Source organism: Bradyrhizobium sp. 27S5 (genome assembly GCF_037217225.1).
GTDB lineage: Bacteria > Pseudomonadota > Alphaproteobacteria > Rhizobiales > Xanthobacteraceae > Bradyrhizobium > Bradyrhizobium septentrionale.
The window spans coordinates 6,977,623-7,000,011 of record NZ_CP147714.1 but is presented as its reverse complement, the minus strand read 5'-3'; the positions used below and the strand labels follow the sequence as shown (position 1 = coordinate 7,000,011).

Here is a 22,389-nt window from a genome sequence, read left to right as displayed (position 1 = left end):
TTTGCACCATGCTGCTGAGTTGCGGAGATGCGCTGATCGATTTCCTGCCGTCACGGACGGCGGATGGACGCGAGGCCCTGACGCCCGCGGTCGGCGGTTCCTGCCTCAATATCGCGATCGGCAGTGCCCGGCTCGACGTTCCCACCGGCTTCGTCGGCGGCATCTCGACCGATACGTTCGGCCGGATGATCGCCGATCACGCCGCGGCCTCGGGCGTCGATCTCGGCCGCGCGACGCGCAGCGATCACCAGGCAACGCTGGCCTTTGCGCGGGTGACCGGTACCGAGACACAATACGCGTTCTATGACGCGGACACCGCGTCACGGAACTGGGTCTATCGGCGCGATGCGATCGCGCTTGATGGCGTCACCTGCCTTCACACCGGCTCGACCACGCTGGTCCATGACAAGGGTGCAGCCGAGACGCTGGCCTTCATCGAGGATATCAGGCCGAAGGTGACGATCTCGCTCGACCCGAACTGCCGCCCGAACCTGGTCAAGGACAAGGACGCCTATCGCACGCGGATACTGGCGTTCTGCGGCACGGCCGACATCGTAAAAATGTCCGACGTCGACTTCGCCTATCTGTTCGGCGACGAGGCTTATACTGAGAGGGCGGCGGCGCTGCTGTCGGACGGCGCATCGCTCGTCGTCATCACGCGCGGCAACAGTGGCGCCAGCGCCTGGCATCGCAAGGCGGGGGCGATCGAGGTCGAGTCGCCGGCGGTGAAGGTCGTCGATACGATCGGCGCCGGCGACAGTTTTCAGGCCGCGCTGCTCGCCGCGCTGCATCGGCTGAACCGGATCGCACGGCAGCAACTGCGCGAGATCAGCGCGGCCGAGCTCACCCGCGCGCTGTCGTTTGCCTGCAAATGCGCCGCCTTCACCTGCACGCGCGCCGGCGCCGATCCGCCGCGGAGCTGGGAATTGCCCGCGGACACTTGGTAGTCGCTCCGTCACGGCAAAGACCGTGCTTACAGGTGCGCAACGACCTTCTCGGCACTCCTGAGGAAGCTTCGGATCAACGGGCTCGCGGAATCGCGCCGCCAGCAGGCCGCGATCTCGATCGCATCAGTGATGTCGACGAAGCGCCGGAACGCGATCCCCGGTGGCGCGCCGAGCTTCGCGCAAGCCGGCAGGATCGCGAGCCCTTCGCCGGCGAGCACGAGGCTGAGCGCCGAGTGCACGGTCTCCACCCGGCTGACGATCGGCATCACCACCTGATGCCGGCGCAGCATCGCCGACACCGCCGACGAGGTCGGTTGTTCCTCAGGCCGAGGCAGGGCGATGAGTGGACGACCCTGCAATCTGCCGACCGGCACGGCGGCGAGGCGGGCGAGCGGCGAGCGCGCGGGCATCGCCAGCATCAGCGGCTGGGTGCCGATCTGGGACACCTGGATTTCCGGATGATGGATCGCGGGCATGCACAAGGCGACGCTGACGGCCCGGTCGAGCAGCAGCGTCTCCCGGGTCGATGCGGAAAGCTCGACGAAATCGAGATCGACGCCCGGCAGCGACCGGCGCAGCTCCGGCACCAGGCGCGGCAGCACCGCGCTTGCCAGCACGAACATGTAGCCGACCGCGAGCCGTCCGCGTTGCCCGGAGGCGATCGCGCGCGCCGCCTCGACACCTTCCTCGGCCAGCGCCAGCGCCTCGCTCGCCCGCGTCAGCAGCGCGAGGCCAGCCTCGGTCAAATCCATGCCGCGCGTGCCGCGGCGGAACAGCGGCGTGCCGAGCTCGGCCTCGAGCTTACGGATTTGCACGGAAAGCGGCGGCTGGGCCATCCGCAGCCGTTCGGCGGCCTTGCCGACGCTGCGCTCCTCAGCCACCGCGACGAAATAACGAAGCCGACGCAAATCCATAGGCATACCGAAAACGTATGGGTTGGCCTTCAAATTCGTATTGGACGCCGAGTAAACATGGGAGGCATTCTGGCTGTCAACGCGGTCGAACGTTGCCGGCCGACTTTTGGAGAGCGTTTTGGGGATGAGCGGAGATCCGTGCCTGTTGCCGGCGACCGAATTGCGTGCGCGCATCGGCGCCAGGGAAATTTCTCCCGTCGAGGTCACCGCGGCGGTGCTTGCTCGCGCCGAGCGGCTGCAGGGCGAACTGAACTGCTTCATCACGCTGTGCGCCGACGAGGCGATGGCGCAGGCGAAGGCCGCGGAGCGCCAGCTCATGGCGGGCGAGCCGCTCGGCCTGCTGCATGGCATCCCCTTCACCGTGAAGGACATCGTCAGCACAAGGGGCGTGCGGACGACCTTCGGCGCGGTGCCGTACCAGGACAACGTGCCCAATCATGATGCCGTGGCGGTGGCGCGGCTTCGTGCGCAGGGCGGAATATTGATCGGCAAGACCACGACGCCGGAGTTCGGCAGCAAGTGCCTGACCGACTCGCCGCTGTTCGGCCGCACCCGCAATGCATGGAGCGCGGAGCGCTCCAGCGGCGGCTCCAGCGGCGGCGCGGCGGTGGCGGTGGCGAGCGGCATCGCGCCGCTGGCGGTTGCGACCGATGGCGGCGGCTCGACCCGGATTCCCGCCGCCTGCAACGGCGTGGTCGGGATCAAGCAGAGCAACGGCGTGATCCCGCACAGCCAGGTGCAGGACGCCTTCGGCAACCAGACCTACGTCACGCCGACCACCCGCACGGTCGCCGATACGGCGCTGATGATGCAGGCGATGGCCGGCGAGGACCCGTCCGATCCGTGGTCGATCGGTGTGCCGGTGCCTGATTATCTCGATCGTGCGGCGCCGCGCGGCGATCTCAGGGGCAAGCGGGTGCTGTTCTGCCTGTCGCCGCCGGGCCGCCCGGTGACATCGGATGTCGCCGCCGACTTCAAGGCGAGCCTCGACCGGCTGGCCAGCCTCGGAGCGGAACTCGAGGAATTCTCCGGCGACGGTTTTGACATCGAGCCGATCTGGCGCGCCATCAATCACACCGTCTGGCGCACCCGCTTCGAGAAGCTCGCGGCCGATTATCCCGATGACCTCAGCTCCACGTTCCTGAAACAGCTCGCGCTCGCCGCTGAGGTCAGCGGCGTCGAGTACCAGCAGGCGATGTTCGACCGCACCGCGCTGTTCCGCCGCGTGCAGTCGCTGCTCGCGCACGGCGATCTGCTGGCGATGCCGACCTTGACCCGTACGGCGCTGCCGATCGACCAGGATCTGTTCGGCACCATCGAGATCGACGGGCAGAGTTTTGACAGTGTGCGGCCGCACTGGTTTCCGTGGACCATGCTGTTCAACATGACCGGGCATCCCGCGGTCAGCATCCCCTCCGGCTTCGGCCGCGATGGCCTGCCGATCGGACTGCATCTCGTCGGCCGCTTCCGGGCCGATGCGGAACTGCTGCGCGTCGCCGCGCTGTTCGAGGAGGCCAGCGATCTGCTCGGCCGCTGGCCGGCGCTGGTGTCATGAACGGCGCGGCGAGGGGCTTGCATTCGCTCGCGAACATGTTGAAACCTGCGCTCCGTTCCTTGCACCCCGGGCGCGCATGAGCGTTTTCTTCCTGCGGCGGATCCTGACCCTGGTGGCGACGCTGTTCGCGGCGTCGCTGATCATTTTCCTGGTGCTCGACGCACTGCCGGGCAATGCCGCCCAGATGCTGATGGGCGCCGACGCCTCGCCCGAGGCGGTGCGCGCACTCACCGTCAAGCTCGGGCTCGACCAGCCGCTCACGGTTCGCTATCTGCTCTGGCTCAAGGGCATGGTGGCAGGCGATCTCGGCAACAGCTATGTCTATGGCACGCCGGTGGCTTCCCTGATCGCGGAGCGGCTGGTGCTCACCATCCCGCTTGCGATCATGTCGATGTCGATCACGGTGGTGCTGGCGCTCGCCGCCGGCATCTACACCGCGGCCAACCACAACAAAATCGGTGATGTCGGCGTGATGTCGCTGACCCAAATCGGCATCGCGCTGCCGAATTTCTGGTTCGCGATCCTCCTGATCCTGCTGTTCTCGGTGAAGCTGCAATTGCTCTCCGCCGGCGGCTTTGCCGGCTGGGACGACGGCATCTGGCCGGGCGTCAAGTCGCTGCTGCTGCCCGCGATCTCGCTCGCGGTGGTGCAGGCCGCGATCCTCGCCCGCGTCACCCGTTCGGCGGTGCTGGAGGTGCTGCGCGAGGATTTCGTCCGCACCGCGCGCGCCAAGGGGCTCGGCAAGCGCGAGGTGCTGTGGCGCCACGTGCTGCGCAACGCCATGATCCCGGTCATGACGGTGATGGGCCTGCAATTCGCCAATCTCCTGGCCGGCACCATCGTGATCGAGAACGTGTTCTATCTGCCGGGCCTCGGACGGCTGATCTTCCAGTCGATCGCCAACCGCGACCTGATCGTGGTGCGCAATTGCGTGATGCTGCTGGCTGCGATGGTCGTGATCGTCAATTTCGTGGTCGATATGCTCTACGCCTTCATCGATCCGCGCATCAAGGTGGCCAATCTATGAGCGCGCCGCTGACCGCCTCCGCCGGCACGCCGGCCATCGCAGCGGGCACGCGGCCGGCGACCGGCTTCTGGCGCCGCGCATCGCGTCACCGCAGCTTCGTGCTTGGCGCAGTGCTCAGCCTGCTCGTGCTCGGCGCGGCGCTGCTTTCGCTACTGTGGACGCCGTGGTCGGCCTATGACATCGACGTCGCCTCGAAACTGCGGCCGCCGTCGGCGGCGCACTGGCTCGGCACCGACGTGTTCGGCCGCGACATCGTCTCGCTGCTCCTGGTCGGAGCGCGCTCCACCATCATGGTCGGCGTCATCGCGGTCGGCATCGGCCTGAGCTTCGGCGTCTGCCTCGGCCTGATCGCCGCGGCGCGCAAGGGCTGGACCGAGGAGCTCATCATGCGGATGAGCGACTTCACCTTCGCGTTTCCCGCGGTGCTGTCGGCGATCATGCTGGCCGCCGTCGCAGGTCCGGGCATGGTGACGTCGATCACCGCGATCGGCATCTTCCAGATCCCGACCTTCGTCCGCGTCACCCGCGGCTCGGCCAATGCGATCTGGGCCCGCGAATTCGTGCTGGCCGCGCGCGCCGCGGGCAAGGGCTCGTTCCGCATCACCATCGAGCACGTGCTGCCCAACATCCTGTCGATCCTGATCGTGCAGGCGACGATCCAGTTCGCGCTCGCGATCCTCGCCGAGGCCGCGCTATCCTATCTCGGGCTCGGCACCCAGCCGCCGCAGCCGTCCTGGGGCCGCATGCTCAATGATGCGCAGACGCTGCTGTTCCAGTCGCCGATGCTCGCGGTCTATCCGGGTGCGGCGATTGCGATCGCGGTGCTCGGGCTCAACCTGCTCGGCGACGGCTTGCGCGATCTGCTCGATCCCCGTCTGGCGCGGGAGCGTTGAGCATGAGTGAAGCGCCGCTGATCGAGGTGAAGGACCTTGGCGTCAGGCTCAACACCAGCCGCGGCTCTGCACAGGCCGTGCGCGGCGTCAGCTTTGCGCTTCGCCGCGGCGAGACGATCGGGTTGGTCGGCGAATCCGGTTGCGGCAAGTCGGTGACGGCGCTGGCCTTGATGGGGCTGTTGCCCGATAGCGCCGTGATCAGCGGCAGCATCCGGCTCGATGGCGCCGAGCTCGTCGGCCTGCCGGATGCGGCCTATTGCAAGCTGCGCGGCAACCGCATCAGCATGATCTTCCAGGAGCCGATGACCGCGCTCAATCCGATGCATACGATCGGGCGTCAGGTCGCCGAGCCGTTGCGGCGGCACACCGGAATCTCGGCGGCTGAAGCCCGCGGCGAAGCGATCGCCTTGCTCGACCGCGTCGGTCTGCCCGATGCGGCCAAGCGCGTTGATGCCTATCCGCACCAGTTTTCCGGCGGCCAGCGCCAGCGCATCACGATCGCGATGGCGCTGGCCTGCCAGCCCGATGTGCTGATCGCCGACGAGCCGACCACCGCGCTCGACGTCACCATCCAGGGCCAGATCCTCGATCTGATCGCCGATCTCGTCGCGGAGCGCGGCATGTCGATGATCCTGATCTCGCACGATCTCGGCGTGATCGCCGAGAATGTCGAGCGCATGATGGTGATGTATGGCGGCACCGTCGTCGAAAACGGCAAGACCGATGCCGTGTTCACGCGGATGGGCCATCCCTATACCCAGGGCCTGTTCCGCGCCCGCCCGCGGCTCGGCGCGCGCAAGGGGACTCGGCTCAAGACCATTGCCGGCACCGTGCCGGAGCTTGCCGACCTGCCCGCGGGCTGCGCGTTCGCCGATCGCTGCACGATCGCCGAGGCGCGCTGCCGCGCGGCGCTGCCGGCCGTGGTGGATGTCGGCGGCGCGCATGGCGTGCGCTGCATCAGGACCGATGTCTCGATGGCCGCCGGGGGCGTTGGCGCATGACGGTGCTGGATCGAACATCAGTCGCGCCTGCGACGCCGCTGCTCGCGGTGACGGATCTCGCGCAACGTTACACCCTGCCGCGTGAAAGCCTGTTCAGGCCGGCGGCGCAGGTCCACGCGCTCAACGGCGTCTCAGCGCAGGTGATGCCGGGCAGGAGCCTCGGCGTCGTCGGCGAGTCCGGTTCGGGCAAATCGACCTTTGCGCGGCTGGTGATGGCGCTGGAGCGCCCGACGTCCGGCACGGTGTCCTTGCTGGGCCGCGATCTCAACCAGATGCCGCCGGATGAGCTGCGCCGCGCCCGCCGCGATTTCCAGATGGTGTTCCAGGATCCCTATGGCTCGCTCGATCCGCGGCAGACCATTGCGCGGATCGTTGCCGAGCCGCTGACCGCGCTCGGGCGCATTGATCGCGCTGGCTTGCGCGAGCGCGTCGCCGCGGTGCTGCGCCAGGTCGGGCTGCGCGACGCCGACATGGACAAGTTCCCGCACGAATTCTCCGGCGGCCAGCGCCAGCGCATCGCGATCGCGCGCGCGCTGATCACCCAGCCGAAGCTGATCGTGGCCGATGAGCCGGTCTCCGCGCTCGACGTCTCCGTGCAGGCGCAGGTGCTCAATCTGATGCAGGACCTGCAGGACGAATTTGGTCTCAGCTACATCCTGATCAGCCACGACCTCGCGGTGGTCGATCTGCTCTGCGACGAGATCGCGGTGATGTATCAGGGGAGGATCGTCGAGCAGGGGCGGCCGGCCGATCTGTTCGCCCACGGCGCTCATCCCTATACGCGCGCGCTGCTCGATGCGGTTCCGCGCGCCCGGGCCGGTGGTATCAGGCGCCGCCGCGGCGCGCAGGCGATCGGCTCGCAGGCATCGGCTGCGACCGGGTGCCCTTACGCGCCGCGCTGTCCCCTGGCCGACCAGCATTGTCGCGAGACCGCGCCTGCGCTACGCACAGTGGGAGAGGCCCACCTGGCCGCCTGCCATCACGCCGAAGCCGTGATGGCGCAGCCGCCTGTGGTCGCGGAGGCCGGTTAGTCCTTTGTGCGGGACCAACCCAAGTCGATGGAAGAGCACGTCCGGGGAGCAAGCCGATGTTGAGGAAATTATGCGTCATCGCGGCGGCTGCCGCGCTCGCCGCAGCGCCGCTGCCGAGCCTCGCGCAGGGCAAGAAGGACAGCGTCGTGATGGGCATGACGCTGGAGCCGCCGGGGCTCGATCCGACCAACGCGGCAGCCGCCGCAATCGCCGAAGTCACGCTCTACAACATCTATGAGACGCTGACCAAGATCAACGAGGACGGCTCGGTCTCGCCGCTGCTCGCGGAGAGCTGGCAGGCCTCACCCGATCTCAAGACCTACACTTTCAAGCTGCGCAAGGGCGTCAAATTTCACAATGGCGAGCCGTTCGATTCCGCGGCGGTGAGGTTCACCTACGAACGTGCCGCGGCGCCGACTTCGACAAACAAGGACAGGAGCCTGTACCAGGCGTTCACGTCGGTGACGGCGCCGGATGCCGAGACGATCGTGGTCGCGCTGAAATACTCCGAGCCGAACCTGCCGTTCCTGCTCGGCCAGGCGTCGGGCTCGATCGTCGAGCCGAAGAGCGCGCCGACCGATGCGACGCAGCCGGTCGGCACCGGGCCCTATACGCTCGGCAGCTGGACCAAGGGCTCGTCGATCACGCTGGTCAAATGGCCGGAATATCGCAACGCCGCCGCAATCAAGCTCGCCAAGGTGACGATCCGCTTCATCGGCGATCCCGCAGCCCAGGTCGCGGCGCTGCTGTCCGGCGATGTCGACGCGTTTCCGCGGGTTGCGGCGGCGCGCAGCCTGGCGCAGTTCAAGGCCGATCCGCGCTTCAACGTCCTGATCGGCGGTAGCAGGGCCAAAACCATCGTCGGCATCAACGAGCGCAAGAAGCCGCTCGACGACGTGCGCGTCCGCCGCGCCATCCTCGCCGCGATCGACCGCAAGGCGATGATCGACGGCGCCGTCGATGGCTTCGGCACGCCGATCGGCAGCTTCTATGTGCCGGGATCGCTCGGCTATGTCGATACCACCGGCATCAATCCCTACGATCCGGAACTCGCCAAGAAGCTGCTGGCCGAGGCCGGCGTCAAGACGCCGCTCGAGCTCAGCCTCAAGCTGCCGCCGCCGTCTTACGCGCGGCAGGGCGGCGAGATCCTCGCTGCCCAGCTCGCCAAGGTCGGCATCACAGCCAAGATCGAGAACGTGGAATGGGCGCAGTGGCTGTCGCAGGTCTTCACCGGCCCGCACAATTACGACCTCACCATCGTCGCGCATGTCGAGCCGTTCGATCTCGTGAAGTTGACCGAGCCTGACTATTATCTCGGCTACAAGTCCGAGGCGTTCAACGCGCTCTACCAACAGATCATGGCGACGCCGGCCGAGGCCGACCGCGCCAAACTGCTCGGCGACGCGCAACGCATGCTGGCGACCGACGCGGTGGCCGGCTTCCTGTTTCAGCCGCAATTCATCTCGATCGCCAGCAAGAAGCTGAAGGGCGTGTGGAAGGAAGTGCCGCAGTTCGAGAACGATTTCTCGACGTGGTCCTGGGAGTAGTTTTGGGCGCAGGCCGTCGCGCCGGAGGAGGTCGCGGCCTCAACCGGCGCGATTGTCTCGCGCGGTGCCGTCGCTTGACGCGCAGTCTCATTTTGCGTGCTGCGGCTGCGAAGGCGAATTCGTCCAGCCAACGCTGAAGGCGCCGGAAGTTACCGATATCGCTTGGATTGATGCCGACGCGCGATCGCTGCGGTTCGGCAGTGCGAACCTATGCTGTTCCCGCTTCGCATTGAGCGCATCGATTGTCTTTATGAACGACAGCGCTAACATGAAGCCTGTCCATCGATACCTGTCGTTGTTTTTTTCATCATCTATTGCAGCGCAACCAGGCCATCAGCGGTGCGCGCTCGTGACGGCGGCCAGGCCTCGAAGGGGAAGTAGCAAACTCCATCCCTGATAGTGCAACCAAGAAATAACGGGGGAAATCATGACTGTGAAAGGGCTGGCGGCATTCGCCGCAGCGGTCGGCGTTGGCCTGTTGTCCACCGCCGCCATCGGACAGGAAGTCAAGCAGGAGAAGCAGTCGGTCCTGGGGAACGCCAATGTCCCTCCGGTGACCCAGGAGCAGCTCAACGCTGCTGACAAGAACGCAAAAGACTTCCTGCTCACCAACGGCAATTATGCCCAGACGCGTTTCTATCCGGGCAAGCAGATCAGCCGGGACAATGTGAAGAACCTGCACGTCGCCTGGATTTTCCAGACCGACGTCAAGGAGTCGCTAGAGACATCGCCGATCGTCGTCGACGGCGTGATGTATGTCACGACGTCGTTCAGCCACGTCTATGCGCTCGACGCCAAGACCGGCCAGCAGCTCTGGCACTATGCCCACAAGATGGGTCCGATCACCGTCTATTGCTGCGGCCCCAACAATCGCGGCGTCCAGGTGCTCGGCGACCGGGTCTATCTGGCGACGCTCGATTCCAAGCTGATGGCGCTGAATGCCAAGACCGGCGAGGTGGTCTGGACCACCAACATCGCCGATCCCGAGCTCGGCTACAGCGAGACGATGGCGCCGACCGTGGTCAAGGACAAGGTGCTGATCGGCACCAATGGCGGCGAATACGGCATCCGTGGTTTCGTGCGCGCCTATGACGCCAAGACCGGCAAGCAGCTCTGGAATTTCAACACCATTCCCGAAAACTCCGTCGGCGTCTGGGCGTCCAAGGACGCCACCGGCCGCGACATGCATCGCAATATCCAGGCCGAGAAGGACACGCTTGCCAAGATCGGCGATCCCTTTGCCAAGCTCGGCGGCGGCGTGTGGCAGAACCCGTCGGTCGATCTCGCGACCAACCGGATCTACTTTGTCGTCGGCAATCCGTCACCCGACCTCGACGGCTCGAACCGGCCCGGCGACAACCTCTACACCAACTCGCTGGTCTCGCTCGATCTCGACACCGGCAAGTATGTCTGCCACTTCCAGTACATCGCCCATGACGTGTGGGATCTCGACGCGGTCAGCCCAACGGTGCTGGTCAATGTCAAGGACAAGGACGGCAAGACGATTCCCGGCGTCATCCATGCCGGCAAGACCGGGCACATCTATGTGCACGATCGCAAGGACTGCAGCCTGATCCGCTTCTCCGAGGCGATGGTGCCGCAGGAGAACATGTGGGTGCTGCCGACCAAGGAAGGCGCCCGCATGCTGCCCGGCGCCAACGGTGGCGTCGAATGGTCGCCGATCGCGACCGACCCGGGACAGGAGCTGGCCTACGCCATCAACCTGCACCAGCCGATGACCTACCACGTCGAGAGCTCGGCCTATCCGAACGGCAAGCTGTGGCTGGGCGGCGCCTTCAAGGTGATCCCGAGCGAGAAGCAGTCGGGCAATATCACCGCGGTGAACTACAACACCGGCAAGATCAAATGGCAGGTCAAGACACCCGAGCCGATGATCGGCGGCATTCTCGCCACGGCCGGCGGCCTGGTCTTCACCGGCGAAGGCAACGGCAAGTTCGCGGCCTATAATTCGTCGAGCGGCAAGGAGCTGTGGAGCTTCCGCGCCGGCGCCGGCGTCAACGCGCCGCCGTCGAGCTACATGATCGGCGGCAAGCAATATGTCGTGGTCGGCGCGGGCGGTAACACCCAGCTCGATTACAAGCGCGGCAACAATATCATCGCCTTCACGCTCGACTGAGTCGGGGCGGGATGCATTATCGCGCCTGCAAATGGTGACGGCGAGGCGGGACCAGTTCGGTCCCGCCTCTGTTTCTTCGGATGAGCAGATGTTCGGCAGATTGATGATTTGTAGCGCCGCGCTGTTGCTGATGGCGGCCGGGGTGCGCGCGGAGACGATCGAGGAGAAGGTGCAGGTCTGCGCCGGCTGCCACGGCGAGAACGGAAAACCCATCGACAAGACCATTCCGACGATCTGGGGCCAGCAGGCCGGCTATCTCTATATCCAGCTCCGCGATTTCAAGCGCGGCGACCGCAAGAGCGAGATCATGCAGCCGATCGCGACGCAGTTCGAGCGCGACGACATGCTGGCGATCGCGGAATACTTCTCGCAGAAGCCGTGGCCCGATCTCGGCCAGCCCAGTGCGCCCAAGGACGTCGCGGAGAAGGCGGTCAGCGCCAGCCGCTCGGTCGGCTGCCCGGCCTGCCATCTCGACCGCTTCCAGGGCGATGGCACGGTGCCGCGGCTTGCCGGGATGGGACGGGACTATCTCGCGAAAACCATCGCCGATTTCCGCACCCGCGCGCGCGGCAACAATCCCGGCATGTCCGACCTGATGCTGGCAACGTCACCCGACGACCTCGCCGCGCTGGTGGAGTATCTGGCGGGGCTGTGAGCGGGCGCGGAGAGGGGGCGCGTTGCCTTCGCGATTGCTAGCGCGGCGTCAGCTCCTCGCGCAGCGCCGACAGGATGGTGAGGTCGGCGGCGTGCTTGCCGGCCTTGTCGGCCAGCGCCGCATCGGCGCCATGGGCCAGCAGCGCCTTGGCAATCGCGGGATGATTGCCTTCGGCGGCGATCATCAGCGCGGTGCGTCCGCGCGCATCGCGATCGTCGACCCTGGCGCCCGCGTCGAGCAGATGCGAAACGATCTCGAGCGCCTGCGCCTCCGGCACGGTCTCGTCGGGTCCGGCGGCCCACATCAAGAGCGTGAGATCGTTGGCGTAGCGCGCGTTGACGTCGATACCGAGCGCGAGCAGCTGCTTGACGATGCCGAGCTGACCGCCGGCCGCCGCATACACCACCGGTGGCTTGCCGGTGTCGTCAGCCTTGCGGCCGTCGGCGCCGTGTGCCAGCAGCATGCGCACCGCCATGTCCCTGCCGGCATAGGCGGCGGCCGCGACCGGCGATGCGCCGCTGCGCCCGGTGAGATTGACGTCGGCACCGCGATCGATCAGGCGCTGCACGATCGCGGCATGGCCGCGCTCGGCGGCAAAATACAGCGCGGTCGATCCCGCGAGGTTGCGTGCATCGACCGGCGCGCCGCGCGCCAGCAGCAGGTCGACCATGTCGAGATGGCCGGAGCGGGCGGCGTGGCTCAGCGGCCGTGCACCCAGCCGGTCCCGTGCATCGACCGAGGCGCCGCCATCGAGCAGCTCGGTGGCGAGGTTGATGCAATCGGCATTGGCCGCCGCGAACAAGGTCAGCGAGATCTCGACTGCGCTGAGCTGCGCCTTGTCGGTTTCATATTTGCGGATCAGCTCGCGGCACCGCGCCGGGTCGGCCGCCGCGAAGCTAGCGTGGACGCTGCCGGCAACAAGCAGCGCGGCGAGGGCGATGCGGCGATACAAGACGTGTCCTCCGTATGGCCTGCTGACAGCATCGCCATTCGATTGAGCGTCGCATGATCCTTCGTTGCTGCCAAGCCGCGCAGCGATCGACCGTTGTGCCGCGCGGCGTTGTCCTGCCGCTCTAGCCGGTCTGTCCGGTACTCGCATTGGCAACGGCGCGCGCGACGTTGGCGATCACCTCGTTGCATGTCTCCATGGGAGCACTCGCCCCGGTCAGGTAGACCGTCACCACGATCGGCTTGCGGCCGGGCGGCCAGAACACGCCGATATCGTTATAGGTGCCGCGCTCCCCAGTGCCGGTCTTGTCGCCAACCCGCCAGTCGCGCGGCACGCCGGCGCGCAGCCGGGCGTCGCCGGTCTTGTTGGCGACCATCCAGTCGATGAGCCTCTGGCGCGAGGTGGCCTGCAGGACATCGCCGATCACAACGCGCTGCAGATTCTTCAGCATTGCGGTCGGGCTCGTGGTGTCACGCGGATCGCGTGATACTCCCTCGTTCAGCGCCAGCTCCCAGCGGTCGAGCCGGCTCACATTGTCGCCGATGGTGCGGAAGAAGCTGGTTAAGCCGGCTGGCCCGCCGATCTCGCGGAGGATCATGTTGCCCGCGGTGTTGTCGCTCCGCGTGATGGCAGCCTCGCAGATTTCGGCAAGCGTCATGCCCGACGCGACATGCTCCTTGGTCACCGGCGAATTGGCCAAGATATCCTTGGCCTCGATTTGCACGCGCTGGTCGAGGCTGGATTCGCCGCGATCGACACGACGCAGCACGGCGGCCGACGCCAGCGCCTTGAAGGTGCTGCACATCGGGAACCGCTCGTCGCCGCGCTGACTCGCGCGCAATCCCGTCTCCATGTCGAGCGCGGCGACGCCGAGCCGGCCGCTGGTCGCCAGCTCGATGCGTGCAAATTCCTGCTGCAGCCGCAGCGCTGGCCCGCTTGGTCCCGCCGCTGCACTCTGTCCTGCCGCGGCGCTCTGTTCTGCCGCGGCGCTTGGCCGCGGCAGGGTGCAGGACATCGCAAGGCCCAGCGCGCGCAATCCAAATGTCCGTCTCGTCAGCATGTCGATTCTCGTTCTCCGTTGGCGGCGCGAAACTGCCGAACGGCGTGACGATCGACAAACAATCATTTATACAGCCAGGCATGAGAAAAACTTGGTCATGACGCCGTGCGCCGGCATCTCCCGTTGAATGCGCTTATGCTTTCTCGGGTGCGCCATGCCGGTTCAACAGGAGGCGCTACAACCGCGCGCTGATTCCGGCCGTAACCGCGCGAAGATTCCCGCCTTGCCGCGCAAAAGTCGATTCGGCGTTGAAGAGTGCGCTGAATCTTCCACCCAAATCGACGCTGGTGCCACCAGCTATCTTGCCGTAGGTCTGTGAATGGCCGTCTGTCACTTGGGTCGCGATTGGAAGGCCGAGCGCATAGGTTTGAGCCGTCGTGATAACACGAGCATTCCCATTGAAGTCGCGTTCAACGGTCAGGTTAAGGAACGGATTGAGCCCGCGAGGCATGGCCTGCGCTGGAAGACGGAATTGAATGCCCCCGCTCCCGGTTAATCCGTCGAGACCTTGTTTCGAGACGGCCTGTGTGAGCAATGGGTCGCCGCTTTCAACATAAGCATCGATCCACACGTGGCTGTAGGTCAGTCCGCCAATTGGGCCCACCCTGACAGCCGGAGTGTCAAATAGATATCCAGCCTTCCACGCAGCAACAAGATTGCTACCGTGCGGTGAAGCTGAAATTACGTCGACGACGCCAGACCGATTGATGTTGTAGTTGTTCACGCCGTAGGAAATCACGAGATCGCTAAACCAACTTGCGTAGTTGGCTGATGCGAAACCAGCGAATTGATACGACTTCACTTCGGTGTGGGCGTTTCCGACAAGATTGATGTTCGACGAAGTGTCCGAATAGTTGAATGCGCCACCGAGCAGTAGATTCCGGCTCCACCTGTAATCAAATCCGACGGTTCCAGCGCCGAGATCATTGTCGAAGCCAGCGGCTCCCAAGCGATCATTCTGGTTCGCGTGCGTGTACGTACCCATGGCAAAAATGGACCAGCGCGCCAGCGGATCCGCAGGCTGCACCTTCGGTGACGCCTTCAAAGCCATCGCATACGAATTGTAGGCGGTTTGTTGAGCGTCGGAGGCTGCATCGGAATAACGATAGGCGTCGAGCCGCCCGAGCAGGCTGCCGGCAAATGCAAGGCTGCCAGCTTGGGCCATTTCAGCTTGAGTGGCCATCGTATACGGCGCCAGCAGCTGGTTCGTAATCGCGAGCGCCAAAATGTTGTGGAACCGATAGGTGTAGTGGATACCGTCCCAGCTGAGATACTGGTTTTGAACATTAAACGGTCCGGTTGAGCAGGCTGTATCAACAAATAGCGACCGACAGGAAACATTGGGTTGGACGCCTGCCACGGTGAATCCGTAGAACGTTGGATTTGAACGAACTTCCTTCACGAGCAGGTCGGTGTCGAAGTAGTGAATGTTTGCTCCGGTCTGGTTGTGCAGCGTAATCAGGTTAGCCAACATCTGCTGGTTCACCTGCAGTGAACCCTGGGTCAGCAGAGCAGGGTCGCCGCCACCGAGAAAGCCGGGCAGGCCAAATGGCGCGAGGCTCACTGCCGGAGCCGAGAAGGCCGAGAACGTTCCAAGGTCCGGTAGCCCGAGAAAAATGTAGTTGCGGGCGCCCAACGCCAGGTTCTGTTGCACCATCGCCGTCTGATAAAGCACGTCCTGAGCAACAACCTGGTTCAGGACAGCCTGTGACGTGATGAGGCCAAAGGCTGAAACGCTAAAATCGTTGATTCCGGAAAACTGGAGCACAATGTCATTGGGAGAAAATTTCCCATAGTTTCGCTGAAATTGCTGAACCTGCGGCTGATAAATGCAGTCGACTTTTAATGTGCAACCAACGGGATTTCCGAGCAATGCGGTTTGGGCGGTCGTTCCGGCCGCTGCAAAGTTTGTCGCCGGCGGGAAATTCGAGCCCGGAGTGTTTATGGCGCCGATAAGCGGCGAGAACTGCTGTTCGTACTGAGCTGGCGTATTGCCATTGGGTGGACTGACGAGCGTTTGGGTCGAGCTTGATCCGAAGCCGTAGACTGCTCCGAAGCCGGTGACGGCATGAATGTTCGCAAGCGGAATCCCTCCATTGGGAACGACCGACTGTGCCGACGGTGAAACGGCAGAATCCGGACTCGGAAAATATCCCTGAAAGAGTGTTTGCCCGACCGAAGCTTGAGGCAAGGTGACCGCGACAAGCGTTGCAATCAAAGCCGCCAGTTGTTTTCCGAACATCGTCTCCCCCATGTTTGCGTCCTGATAGTCCCAATTGCTGGGACGCGGACTGGCGGGAGAAGCTATTTTAGATTCCGATCAATCGACTTTTGCATTCATGATGCGCTTTTTTGTTCGTGACATGAACTTTGCAAAGATCTGATCTTCTTCCCATCTGTTGCGAAATCGCGACGGTGGTTCACCAGTCAATCTGGCGAAGACCGTTGCCATATGGCTGCTATCGGCAAAGCCGACCTGCTCAGCGATTTCAACGAGAGACCAATCGCTGGTTTCGATCAAATGTTTGGCACGCTCAACACGAACATGCAGAATGTACTGGTGGGGCGAAAGTCCCTTGCTGAGCTTGAATGCCCGACTGAGATAGCCGACGCTCAGCCCAACTTCCCGGGCGAGTCTCTCGATATTTAGCTGACCCGTCAAATTGGACTCGATCACCTCGTGCAGAATTTTCAATCGCCTCGTCGACAACCCACCTTTCGCGGCCACTGGACATGTTCCCGTAATTTGTGGGTCGGGCCGCTGTTACGCGCCATCCCAGCAAGGATACATTCACAATTACAATACATATATGTATTGTATTTTAATGTAAAGACCGCTCTGGCCCGATACCGTTGGAAATCGGCGGAGCGGTCCTCCGGTGGTCTACTTCCCTCTTGGTCGCGAGCGTCGCATAAGGAACCCGGGATGGCTCATAACGGACGGATTGAATGACTAAGGGCGTCGCACAAGACCGCGCTCGCGGTCGGCCTCGCGATTCGGATGCCGACGAAGCCATCTTGAGGGCGGCTGTTGAGCTGTTCATCGAGAACGGAGCCGAGGCAGTGAATTTTGAGCGAATTGCCAAACTCACGGGGATTACTCGCGCGACCATCTACCGGCGGTGGAAAAGCAGGGACGAACTACTCATAACAGCAATACGCCACACGAAAGGATCGGGAAGGGACAGCCCGGAGGCGTTCGCGAACATGTCTCCTTCCGAGCTGCTGGACTTCTTGCGCGACGCATTCGTCGCTGCATTGACCCGGCCTGAGCTGCCCAGGCTTGTTGCACGGCTGATCGGATTGCTTCCTGATCATTCGGAGGTGCTGACGATCTATCGCGACGAGTTCGTCGAACCGCGGTGGCAGGCAATTTCTAACGTCCTGGAAAAGGCACGTAGAACCGGTGCACTGCCTCGTCTGCCTGACAAGGAGCTGTTGCGAGAACTGTTAAGCGGAGCCATCACCTATCGTCTCCTTATGCGAGAAGGCATCCCGCAGCAGAAAGCGGAGAGAAAATGGGTCGACAAACTGATGGATCAATTGGGAATGAGACTTGAGAAGTTGTAGCGACCGAGGAATGGAGCTGCTGGCGGCGCGAACCTGCCGAACGGCGTGACGGCAGCCCAACAATCATTTATACAGCCAGGCATGAGAAAAACTTGGTCATGATGCCGTGCGCCGGCATCTCCCACTGAACGCATTGCGCGCCTTCGAGGCGTCCGCGCGGTTGTTGAGCTTCACCCGGGCGGGGATGGAGCTGCGCGTGACGCAGACCGCGATCAGTCACCAGGTCAAGCAGCTCGAGGAGTCGCTCGGCGCCAGCCTGTTCCGCCGCCTGCCGCGCGGGCTCGTGCTCACCGATGAAGGGTTGGCGCTGCTGCCGGTGTTGACCGATGCACTCGACCGGATTGGAGCTGCGATCGACCGCATCGAGGCCAAGGGCACCCGCGAGGTCGTCACCGTCGGCTGTGTCACGACGTTTGCGACCGGATGGCTGCTGCAACGGGTCGACCGCTTCAAGCGCGCGCATCCCTATGTCGACCTGCGCCTGCTCACCAACAACAACCGCGTCGACATCGCCGGCGACGGGCTCGATCTTGCGCTGCGCTTCGGCGATGGCTCGTGGCACGGCACCGAGGCGATCCATCTGTTGTCCGCGCCGCTCTCGCCGGTGTGCTGCCCCGATGCGGCGAGCCGGCTGCGCAAGCCGTCCGATCTCGCGCAGGAGTTTTTGCTGCGCTCCTATCGCGCCGAGGAATGGCCGCTGTGGTTTGCGGTCGCCGGCGCGCCGTGCCCAAAAATCCAGGGGCCGATCTTCGACAGTTCGGTGGCGATGGCCGAGGCCGCGGCGCGCGGCGTCGGCGTCGGGCTGGTGCCGATCGCGATGTTTGGCAATGAGCTGGCGTCCGGCCGGCTGCTGCGGCCGTTCGCGGCAGAGGTTCCGGCGGGCTCCTACTGGCTGACCTGGCTGAAGTCGCGGGAGGTGACGCCGGGCATGCGTGCCTTCCGCGACTGGCTGCTCGACACGCTGCGGGCGGATGCGAGAGAGACGGAGGAGGGGACGGATGCGCCTGTCTCACGGCCGAAGGCAAAAACGAAGGCCAAGCCAAAGGCCAAGACGAACGCCGCGAAGAAGCGGAGCCGCTGATCTTCAAGCTTGCTTTCTATGCCGTCATCCCCGCGCAACGGCTCCGCCGTTGTCGCTGGAGGAGCCGCGAAGCGGCGTCTCGAAGGATGCACGGCCCGGCTGGTGGCCGTCGACCCTTCGAGACGCGCGCAAGAGCGCGCTCCTCCAGCGACAAAGGCGAAGCCTTTGCGCGGGGGTGACGGTCGGGGAGCAGAGTGCGCTGCAGAGCAATCCCCGCTACGCCAGATGGCACGCCACGGAGTGGCCGTTGCTGCCCTCCAGCAGCTCCGGCGCGGTCTGCCGGCAACGCTCTTCGGCGATCGGGCAGCGGGTGTGGAAGTGGCAGCCTTTCGGCGGATTCATCGGGCTTGGTACGTCGCCCTTGAGCCGGATGCGCAACTTTTTTGCCTTGGGATCCGGCACCGGCACCGCCGAGAGCAGCGCCTTGGTGTAGGGGTGCTGCGGGTTGCGGTAGAGATCGCTGGCCTTGGCGAGCTCGACGATGCGGCCGAGATACATCACCGCGACACGGTCCGAGATGTGCTCCACGACCGAGAGATCGTGGGCCACGAACAGATAGGTGAGGTTCAGCTCGGCCTGCAGATCCTCGAGCAGGTTGATCACCTGCGCCTGGATCGAGACGTCGAGCGCCGAGACCGGCTCGTCGCACACGATCAGCTTCGGCTCCAGGGTCAGCGCGCGGGCAATCGCGATGCGCTGGCGCTGGCCGCCGGAGAATTCGTGCGGATAGCGCCGCATGTGGTCGGCCTTCAGCCCGACCTTGACCAGCAGACGAGCGACGCGGTCCTCGCGCTCGCTGGCCGAGGTCACGAGGTTATGGATGATCAAGGGCTCGGCGAGGATCGTGCCGACCGTCATGCGCGGATTGAGCGAGGCGAACGGGTCCTGGAACACCAGCTGCATATTGCGCCGCATGGCGCGCAGATCGCCGCCGCCGAGCCCCATCACGCTCTTTCCGTCGAACACGACCTCGCCCGAGGTCGGTTCGATCAGGCGCAGCACGCAGCGGCCGGTGGTCGACTTGCCGCAGCCGGATTCGCCGACCAGCCCCAGCGTCTCGCCGCGATTGACCGAAAACGACACGCCGTCGACCGCATAGACCTGGCCGACCTCGCGCGACAACAGGCCGCCGAGCACCGGAAAATGCTTCTTCAGATTGCTGACGCGCAGCAGCGGTTCGCTCATGACGCGTCTCCGAGGTGGCAGGCCATGCGATGGCCGGGCGCGATCTCGCGCAGCCGCGGCTCCTGCTCGGCGCAGATGCTCATGGCGTGTTTGCAGCGGGGCGCAAAACGGCAGCCGGGCGGCGGATTGATCAGGATCGGCACCGAGCCGCCGATCGCCTCCAGCCGGGTCTTGTGCTCGGCGTCGAGATCGATGCGCGGGATCGAACGGATCAGGCCCTGGGTGTAGGGATGGCGCGGATCGGCGAACAATTCGTCGACCCCTGCTTCCTCCACCACCTTGCCGGCATACATCACGACGACGCGCTGCGCGGTCTCCGCCACCACGCCCATCGCGTGCGTGATCAGCATCACCGCCATGCCGAGGCGTTCCTTCATGTCCTGCAGCAGGTCGAGGATCTGCGCCTGGATGGTGACGTCGAGCGCGGTGGTCGGCTCATCGGCGATCACGAGCTTGGGCCGGCAGGCCAGCGCCATCGCGATCATCACGCGCTGGCGCATGCCGCCGGAGAACTGGTGCGGATAGTGATGCACGCGGCCTTCGGCGTTGGGGATCTGCACCAGCTTCAACATCTCGATGGTGCGTTCCAGCGCCTGCTTCCTGGTCACCGCCTCGTGGCGGCGCAGGCTCTCGGAGATCTGCTCGCCGATGGTCAGCACCGGGTTCAGCGAGGTCATCGGCTCCTGGAAGATGAAGCCGATCTCCTTGGCCCTGATGTCGTCGAGTTCGTGGCTGGTCAGCGGCACGAGGTCGCGGCCTTCGAACATGATCTCGCCTGCGACGATCTTGCCCGGCGGCATCGCGATCAGCTTGAGGATCGACATCGCGGTGACGGTCTTGCCGCAGCCGGATTCGCCGACCACGCACAGCGTCTCGCCGCGGTTGATGCTGATGTCGACGCCGTCGACCGCCTGCAGGATGCCGTCGTCGGTGGTGAAATGGGTTTTCAGGCCCTTGATCTCGAGCAGAGCCATCAGATCACCTTGCGCGCGTCGAGCGCGTCGCGCAGCCCGTCGCCGATGAAGTTGATGGCGACCACCGCGATGAAGATCGCGCCGCCCGGGAACAGCGCCCAATGCGGGCCGATGTCGAGAAAGTCCTTGGCGTCATAGAGAATGCGGCCCCAGGTCGGGGTGTCAGGCGGGAAGCCGAGACCGAGGAATGACAGCGTCGATTCCGCGATGATCGCGGCGGCAACGTCGATCGTGCCGGCGATGATCACGGGTCCGAGCGCATTGGGCAGGATGTGGCGCACCACCTGCCGCACCGGGCTCGCGCCGAGCGCGCGCGCCGCCTCGACGAATTCCTTCTCGCGCAGCGACAGGAACTGGGCGCGCACCAGGCGCGCGACCGGCATCCAGCGCAGGCCGCCGATCACAAGCACGATCAGGATGAAGATGCCGCCCTCCGGGCCGAACACTGCCCTCAGGCCGTCGCGGAACAGATAGATCAGCAGCAGCAGCAGCGGCAGTTGCGGCAGCGACAGGAACAGGTCGGTGAGCCACATCAACCCGTAGCCGAGCGCGCCGCGCGACATCCCGGCGAGCGCGCCGATCAGCGTGCCGACGAACACCGAGACCAGCATCGCGGCAAGGCCGACCGCGAGCGAGATGCGTCCGCCATAGATCATGCGGGCGAGCAGGTCCTGGCCGAGATCGTCGGTGCCGAACGGATGCGCCAGCGAGGGGCCCTGCAGGCCTGCCACGACGTCGACGTCGTTGATGGCGACGCGCCAGATGAATGGCCCGATCACGACGGCCAGGATCAGCACCGACAGCAGCACGGCGCTGACCACGGCCGGCTTGTGCCGGCGATAGCGGCGCCAGGTCTCGCGCCAGGGCGAATAGCCGCGCCGCTCAGCGGAAGGAGATGCGAGGGTCAAGCCAGCCATAGAGCACATCTGCGATCAGGTTGAACAGCACCACGAGACAAGCGAACACGAAGGTGACGGCCATGATGACCGGCGTGTCGTTGGCGAGGATGGATGAAATCAGGAGCGAGCCGATGCCAGGAATCCGGAAGATCTGCTCGGTGACGATGGCGCCGCCGAACACGGCAGGCATTTGCAGTGCGATCAGCGTGACGACCGGGATCATCGCGTTGCGCATCACATGCTTGACGATCACCTTGGCCTGCCCGAGGCCTTTGGCGCGGGCGGTGGTGACATAGTCGAGCCGGATGACGTCGAGCATCGCCGAGCGCACGAAGCGGGTCATCGACGCCGCCTGGAACAGGCCGAGCACCATCACCGGCATGATGGCCTGCCGGATCATCTCCAGCGCCCATTTGATCCCGCTGCCCGGCACGTCGGTGTAGACGAAGGGCAGCCAGTCCAGCTTCACCGAAAACACCAGGATGAACAGGATGCCGGTGAAGAAGGTCGGTAGCGAAAAGCCGATGAAGGCGAAGGTGTTGGCGATCTGGTCGAACAGCGAATAGGGCCTTGTGGCGGCATAGACGCCGACCGGGATCGCAATCAGGAGCGCGAGCAGCTGCGCGGAGCCGATGATATAGAGTGTCGCCGGCAGCCGCTGCAGGATCAGCGTGTCGACATTCATCCGGCTGACAAAGGAAAAGCCCCAGTCGCCCTGCGCCATCGCCGCCAGCCAATGCAGGTAGCGAAGATAGATCGGGTCATCGAGGCCGAACTTGGCCCGAAGCGCGGCCTGCACTTCGGGCGGCACGTTGGGATTGGTCGCGAGCTCGGAGAACGGGTCGCCGGGCGCGAGTGCGAGCACGACGAACAACACCAGCGAGATTCCGAGCAGGCTCGGAATCGCGATCAGCAGGCGACGAAGGATATACTGACTCATGAGGGAGCAATCCGTTCGACTGAC

At 64.6% G+C, this 22,389-nt stretch carries 20 protein-coding genes; 11 read left to right on the top strand and 9 right to left on the bottom strand.

Translation table 11 applies throughout. From position 1 onward, the window contains the following. The first annotated feature begins 8 nt into the window (after nt 1-8). Nucleotides 9-947, top strand: a complete 939-nt coding sequence (locus tag WDM24_RS33030) for a carbohydrate kinase (protein WP_338828742.1) — start codon at nt 9-11, stop codon at nt 945-947. Nucleotides 948-973: 26 nt separating this feature from the next. On the opposite strand, the gene WDM24_RS33025 is transcribed toward WDM24_RS33030, so the two are convergent. Beyond that, nucleotides 974-1,861, bottom strand: a complete 888-nt coding sequence (locus tag WDM24_RS33025; RefSeq protein ID WP_338828741.1) for a LysR family transcriptional regulator — start codon at nt 1,859-1,861, stop codon at nt 974-976. A gap of 124 nt (nt 1,862-1,985) precedes the next feature. Here WDM24_RS33025 and WDM24_RS33020 point away from each other — a divergent pair, with 124 nt between their 5' ends. The 8 genes from WDM24_RS33020 (at nt 1,986) to WDM24_RS32985 (ending at nt 11,707) form a co-directional block, all read left to right on the top strand. After that, complete coding sequence (locus WDM24_RS33020; RefSeq protein WP_338828740.1) at nt 1,986-3,416, top strand: amidase; 1,431 nt, start codon at nt 1,986-1,988, stop codon at nt 3,414-3,416. A gap of 76 nt (nt 3,417-3,492) precedes the next feature. Further along, complete coding sequence (locus tag WDM24_RS33015) at nt 3,493-4,443, top strand: ABC transporter permease (protein WP_338691588.1); 951 nt, start codon at nt 3,493-3,495, stop codon at nt 4,441-4,443. Next, nucleotides 4,440-5,336, top strand: coding sequence for an ABC transporter permease (locus tag WDM24_RS33010; RefSeq protein ID WP_338828739.1), 897 nt, complete (start codon nt 4,440-4,442; stop codon nt 5,334-5,336). The genes WDM24_RS33015 and WDM24_RS33010 overlap by 4 nt, the downstream gene beginning before the upstream one ends. A 2-nt stretch (nt 5,337-5,338) precedes the next feature. Beyond that, the gene (locus WDM24_RS33005) at nt 5,339-6,337 is read left to right on the top strand and encodes an ABC transporter ATP-binding protein (RefSeq protein ID WP_338828738.1); all 999 of its coding nucleotides are present in this window, start codon (nt 5,339-5,341) and stop codon (nt 6,335-6,337) included. Next, nucleotides 6,334-7,368 carry an oligopeptide/dipeptide ABC transporter ATP-binding protein gene (locus WDM24_RS33000; RefSeq protein WP_338828737.1) on the top strand — a complete coding sequence of 345 codons (1,035 nt, stop codon included), beginning with the start codon at nt 6,334-6,336 and terminating at the stop codon, nt 7,366-7,368. The genes WDM24_RS33005 and WDM24_RS33000 overlap by 4 nt, the downstream gene beginning before the upstream one ends. A gap of 56 nt (nt 7,369-7,424) precedes the next feature. Next, nucleotides 7,425-8,915: an ABC transporter substrate-binding protein gene (locus WDM24_RS32995; protein WP_248114307.1), complete on the top strand. Its 1,491-nt coding sequence runs from the start codon at nt 7,425-7,427 to the stop codon at nt 8,913-8,915. 427 nt (nt 8,916-9,342) lie between these two features. Continuing rightward, complete coding sequence (locus WDM24_RS32990; protein ID WP_338828736.1) at nt 9,343-11,052, top strand: pyrroloquinoline quinone-dependent dehydrogenase; 1,710 nt, start codon at nt 9,343-9,345, stop codon at nt 11,050-11,052. Nucleotides 11,053-11,140: 88 nt separating this feature from the next. Further along, on the top strand, nt 11,141-11,707 hold the full coding sequence (locus WDM24_RS32985; RefSeq protein WP_338828735.1) for a c-type cytochrome: 567 nt from the start codon (nt 11,141-11,143) through the stop codon (nt 11,705-11,707). 37 nt (nt 11,708-11,744) lie between these two features. On the opposite strand, the gene WDM24_RS32980 is transcribed toward WDM24_RS32985, so the two are convergent. From WDM24_RS32980 to WDM24_RS32965, 4 genes are all read right to left on the bottom strand, one after another. Further along, complete coding sequence (locus tag WDM24_RS32980; RefSeq protein ID WP_338828734.1) at nt 11,745-12,659, bottom strand: ankyrin repeat domain-containing protein; 915 nt, start codon at nt 12,657-12,659, stop codon at nt 11,745-11,747. A gap of 121 nt (nt 12,660-12,780) precedes the next feature. Continuing rightward, nucleotides 12,781-13,716 carry a class A beta-lactamase gene (gene bla, locus WDM24_RS32975; protein ID WP_338828733.1) on the bottom strand — a complete coding sequence of 312 codons (936 nt, stop codon included), beginning with the start codon at nt 13,714-13,716 and terminating at the stop codon, nt 12,781-12,783. Between the two features lie 175 nt (nt 13,717-13,891). Beyond that, a complete protein-coding gene (locus tag WDM24_RS32970) occupies nt 13,892-15,958 on the bottom strand; it encodes an autotransporter domain-containing protein (RefSeq protein ID WP_338828732.1) in 2,067 nt (688 codons plus the stop codon). Between the two features lie 78 nt (nt 15,959-16,036). Then, nucleotides 16,037-16,444 (bottom strand): AraC family transcriptional regulator, encoded by a 408-nt coding sequence (locus tag WDM24_RS32965; RefSeq protein WP_338691578.1) that lies wholly within the window; start codon nt 16,442-16,444, stop codon nt 16,037-16,039. 221 nt (nt 16,445-16,665) lie between these two features. Here WDM24_RS32965 and WDM24_RS32960 point away from each other — a divergent pair, with 221 nt between their 5' ends. Both WDM24_RS32960 and WDM24_RS32955 read left to right on the top strand, forming a co-directional pair. Next, the gene (locus WDM24_RS32960; RefSeq protein ID WP_248114311.1) at nt 16,666-17,286 is read left to right on the top strand and encodes a TetR/AcrR family transcriptional regulator; all 621 of its coding nucleotides are present in this window, start codon (nt 16,666-16,668) and stop codon (nt 17,284-17,286) included. A 106-nt stretch (nt 17,287-17,392) separates the two neighbouring features. Continuing rightward, complete coding sequence (locus WDM24_RS32955; protein ID WP_338828731.1) at nt 17,393-18,367, top strand: LysR family transcriptional regulator; 975 nt, start codon at nt 17,393-17,395, stop codon at nt 18,365-18,367. 216 nt (nt 18,368-18,583) lie between these two features. Here WDM24_RS32955 and WDM24_RS32950 read toward each other — a convergent pair whose 3' ends face one another. Genes WDM24_RS32950 through WDM24_RS32935 form a run of 4 tightly spaced genes read right to left on the bottom strand, consistent with a single transcriptional unit; the run spans nt 18,584 to nt 22,365 of the window. Further along, nucleotides 18,584-19,552: an ABC transporter ATP-binding protein gene (locus WDM24_RS32950; RefSeq protein ID WP_176399233.1), complete on the bottom strand. Its 969-nt coding sequence runs from the start codon at nt 19,550-19,552 to the stop codon at nt 18,584-18,586. Then, nucleotides 19,549-20,529: an ABC transporter ATP-binding protein gene (locus WDM24_RS32945; RefSeq protein WP_338832490.1), complete on the bottom strand. Its 981-nt coding sequence runs from the start codon at nt 20,527-20,529 to the stop codon at nt 19,549-19,551. Before WDM24_RS32945 ends, WDM24_RS32950 begins: the two co-directional genes overlap by 4 nt. Next, nucleotides 20,526-21,443 carry an ABC transporter permease gene (locus WDM24_RS32940; protein ID WP_029080358.1) on the bottom strand — a complete coding sequence of 306 codons (918 nt, stop codon included), beginning with the start codon at nt 21,441-21,443 and terminating at the stop codon, nt 20,526-20,528. Before WDM24_RS32940 ends, WDM24_RS32945 begins: the two co-directional genes overlap by 4 nt. Continuing rightward, nucleotides 21,409-22,365, bottom strand: coding sequence for an ABC transporter permease (locus tag WDM24_RS32935; protein ID WP_029080430.1), 957 nt, complete (start codon nt 22,363-22,365; stop codon nt 21,409-21,411). Before WDM24_RS32935 ends, WDM24_RS32940 begins: the two co-directional genes overlap by 35 nt. Nucleotides 22,366-22,389 lie beyond the last annotated feature (24 nt).

What these genes read in the sequence shown, in the direction of transcription:
- WDM24_RS33030 (WP_338828742.1), top strand. Translation starts at nt 9, where the DNA reads ATGCTGCTGAGTTGCGGAGATGCGCTGATCGATTTCCTGCCGTCACGG.
- WDM24_RS33025 (WP_338828741.1), bottom strand. Translation starts at nt 1,861, where the DNA reads ATGGATTTGCGTCGGCTTCGTTATTTCGTCGCGGTGGCTGAGGAGCGC.
- WDM24_RS33020 (WP_338828740.1), top strand. Translation starts at nt 1,986, where the DNA reads ATGAGCGGAGATCCGTGCCTGTTGCCGGCGACCGAATTGCGTGCGCGC.
- WDM24_RS33015 (WP_338691588.1), top strand. Translation starts at nt 3,493, where the DNA reads ATGAGCGTTTTCTTCCTGCGGCGGATCCTGACCCTGGTGGCGACGCTG.
- WDM24_RS33010 (WP_338828739.1), top strand. Translation starts at nt 4,440, where the DNA reads ATGAGCGCGCCGCTGACCGCCTCCGCCGGCACGCCGGCCATCGCAGCG.
- WDM24_RS33005 (WP_338828738.1), top strand. Translation starts at nt 5,339, where the DNA reads ATGAGTGAAGCGCCGCTGATCGAGGTGAAGGACCTTGGCGTCAGGCTC.
- WDM24_RS33000 (WP_338828737.1), top strand. Translation starts at nt 6,334, where the DNA reads ATGACGGTGCTGGATCGAACATCAGTCGCGCCTGCGACGCCGCTGCTC.
- WDM24_RS32995 (WP_248114307.1), top strand. Translation starts at nt 7,425, where the DNA reads ATGTTGAGGAAATTATGCGTCATCGCGGCGGCTGCCGCGCTCGCCGCA.
- WDM24_RS32990 (WP_338828736.1), top strand. Translation starts at nt 9,343, where the DNA reads ATGACTGTGAAAGGGCTGGCGGCATTCGCCGCAGCGGTCGGCGTTGGC.
- WDM24_RS32985 (WP_338828735.1), top strand. Translation starts at nt 11,141, where the DNA reads ATGTTCGGCAGATTGATGATTTGTAGCGCCGCGCTGTTGCTGATGGCG.
- bla (WP_338828733.1), bottom strand. Translation starts at nt 13,716, where the DNA reads ATGCTGACGAGACGGACATTTGGATTGCGCGCGCTGGGCCTTGCGATG.
- WDM24_RS32970 (WP_338828732.1), bottom strand. Translation starts at nt 15,958, where the DNA reads ATGTTCGGAAAACAACTGGCGGCTTTGATTGCAACGCTTGTCGCGGTC.
- WDM24_RS32960 (WP_248114311.1), top strand. Translation starts at nt 16,666, where the DNA reads ATGACTAAGGGCGTCGCACAAGACCGCGCTCGCGGTCGGCCTCGCGAT.
- WDM24_RS32950 (WP_176399233.1), bottom strand. Translation starts at nt 19,552, where the DNA reads ATGAGCGAACCGCTGCTGCGCGTCAGCAATCTGAAGAAGCATTTTCCG.
- WDM24_RS32940 (WP_029080358.1), bottom strand. Translation starts at nt 21,443, where the DNA reads ATGGCTGGCTTGACCCTCGCATCTCCTTCCGCTGAGCGGCGCGGCTAT.
- WDM24_RS32935 (WP_029080430.1), bottom strand. Translation starts at nt 22,365, where the DNA reads ATGAGTCAGTATATCCTTCGTCGCCTGCTGATCGCGATTCCGAGCCTG.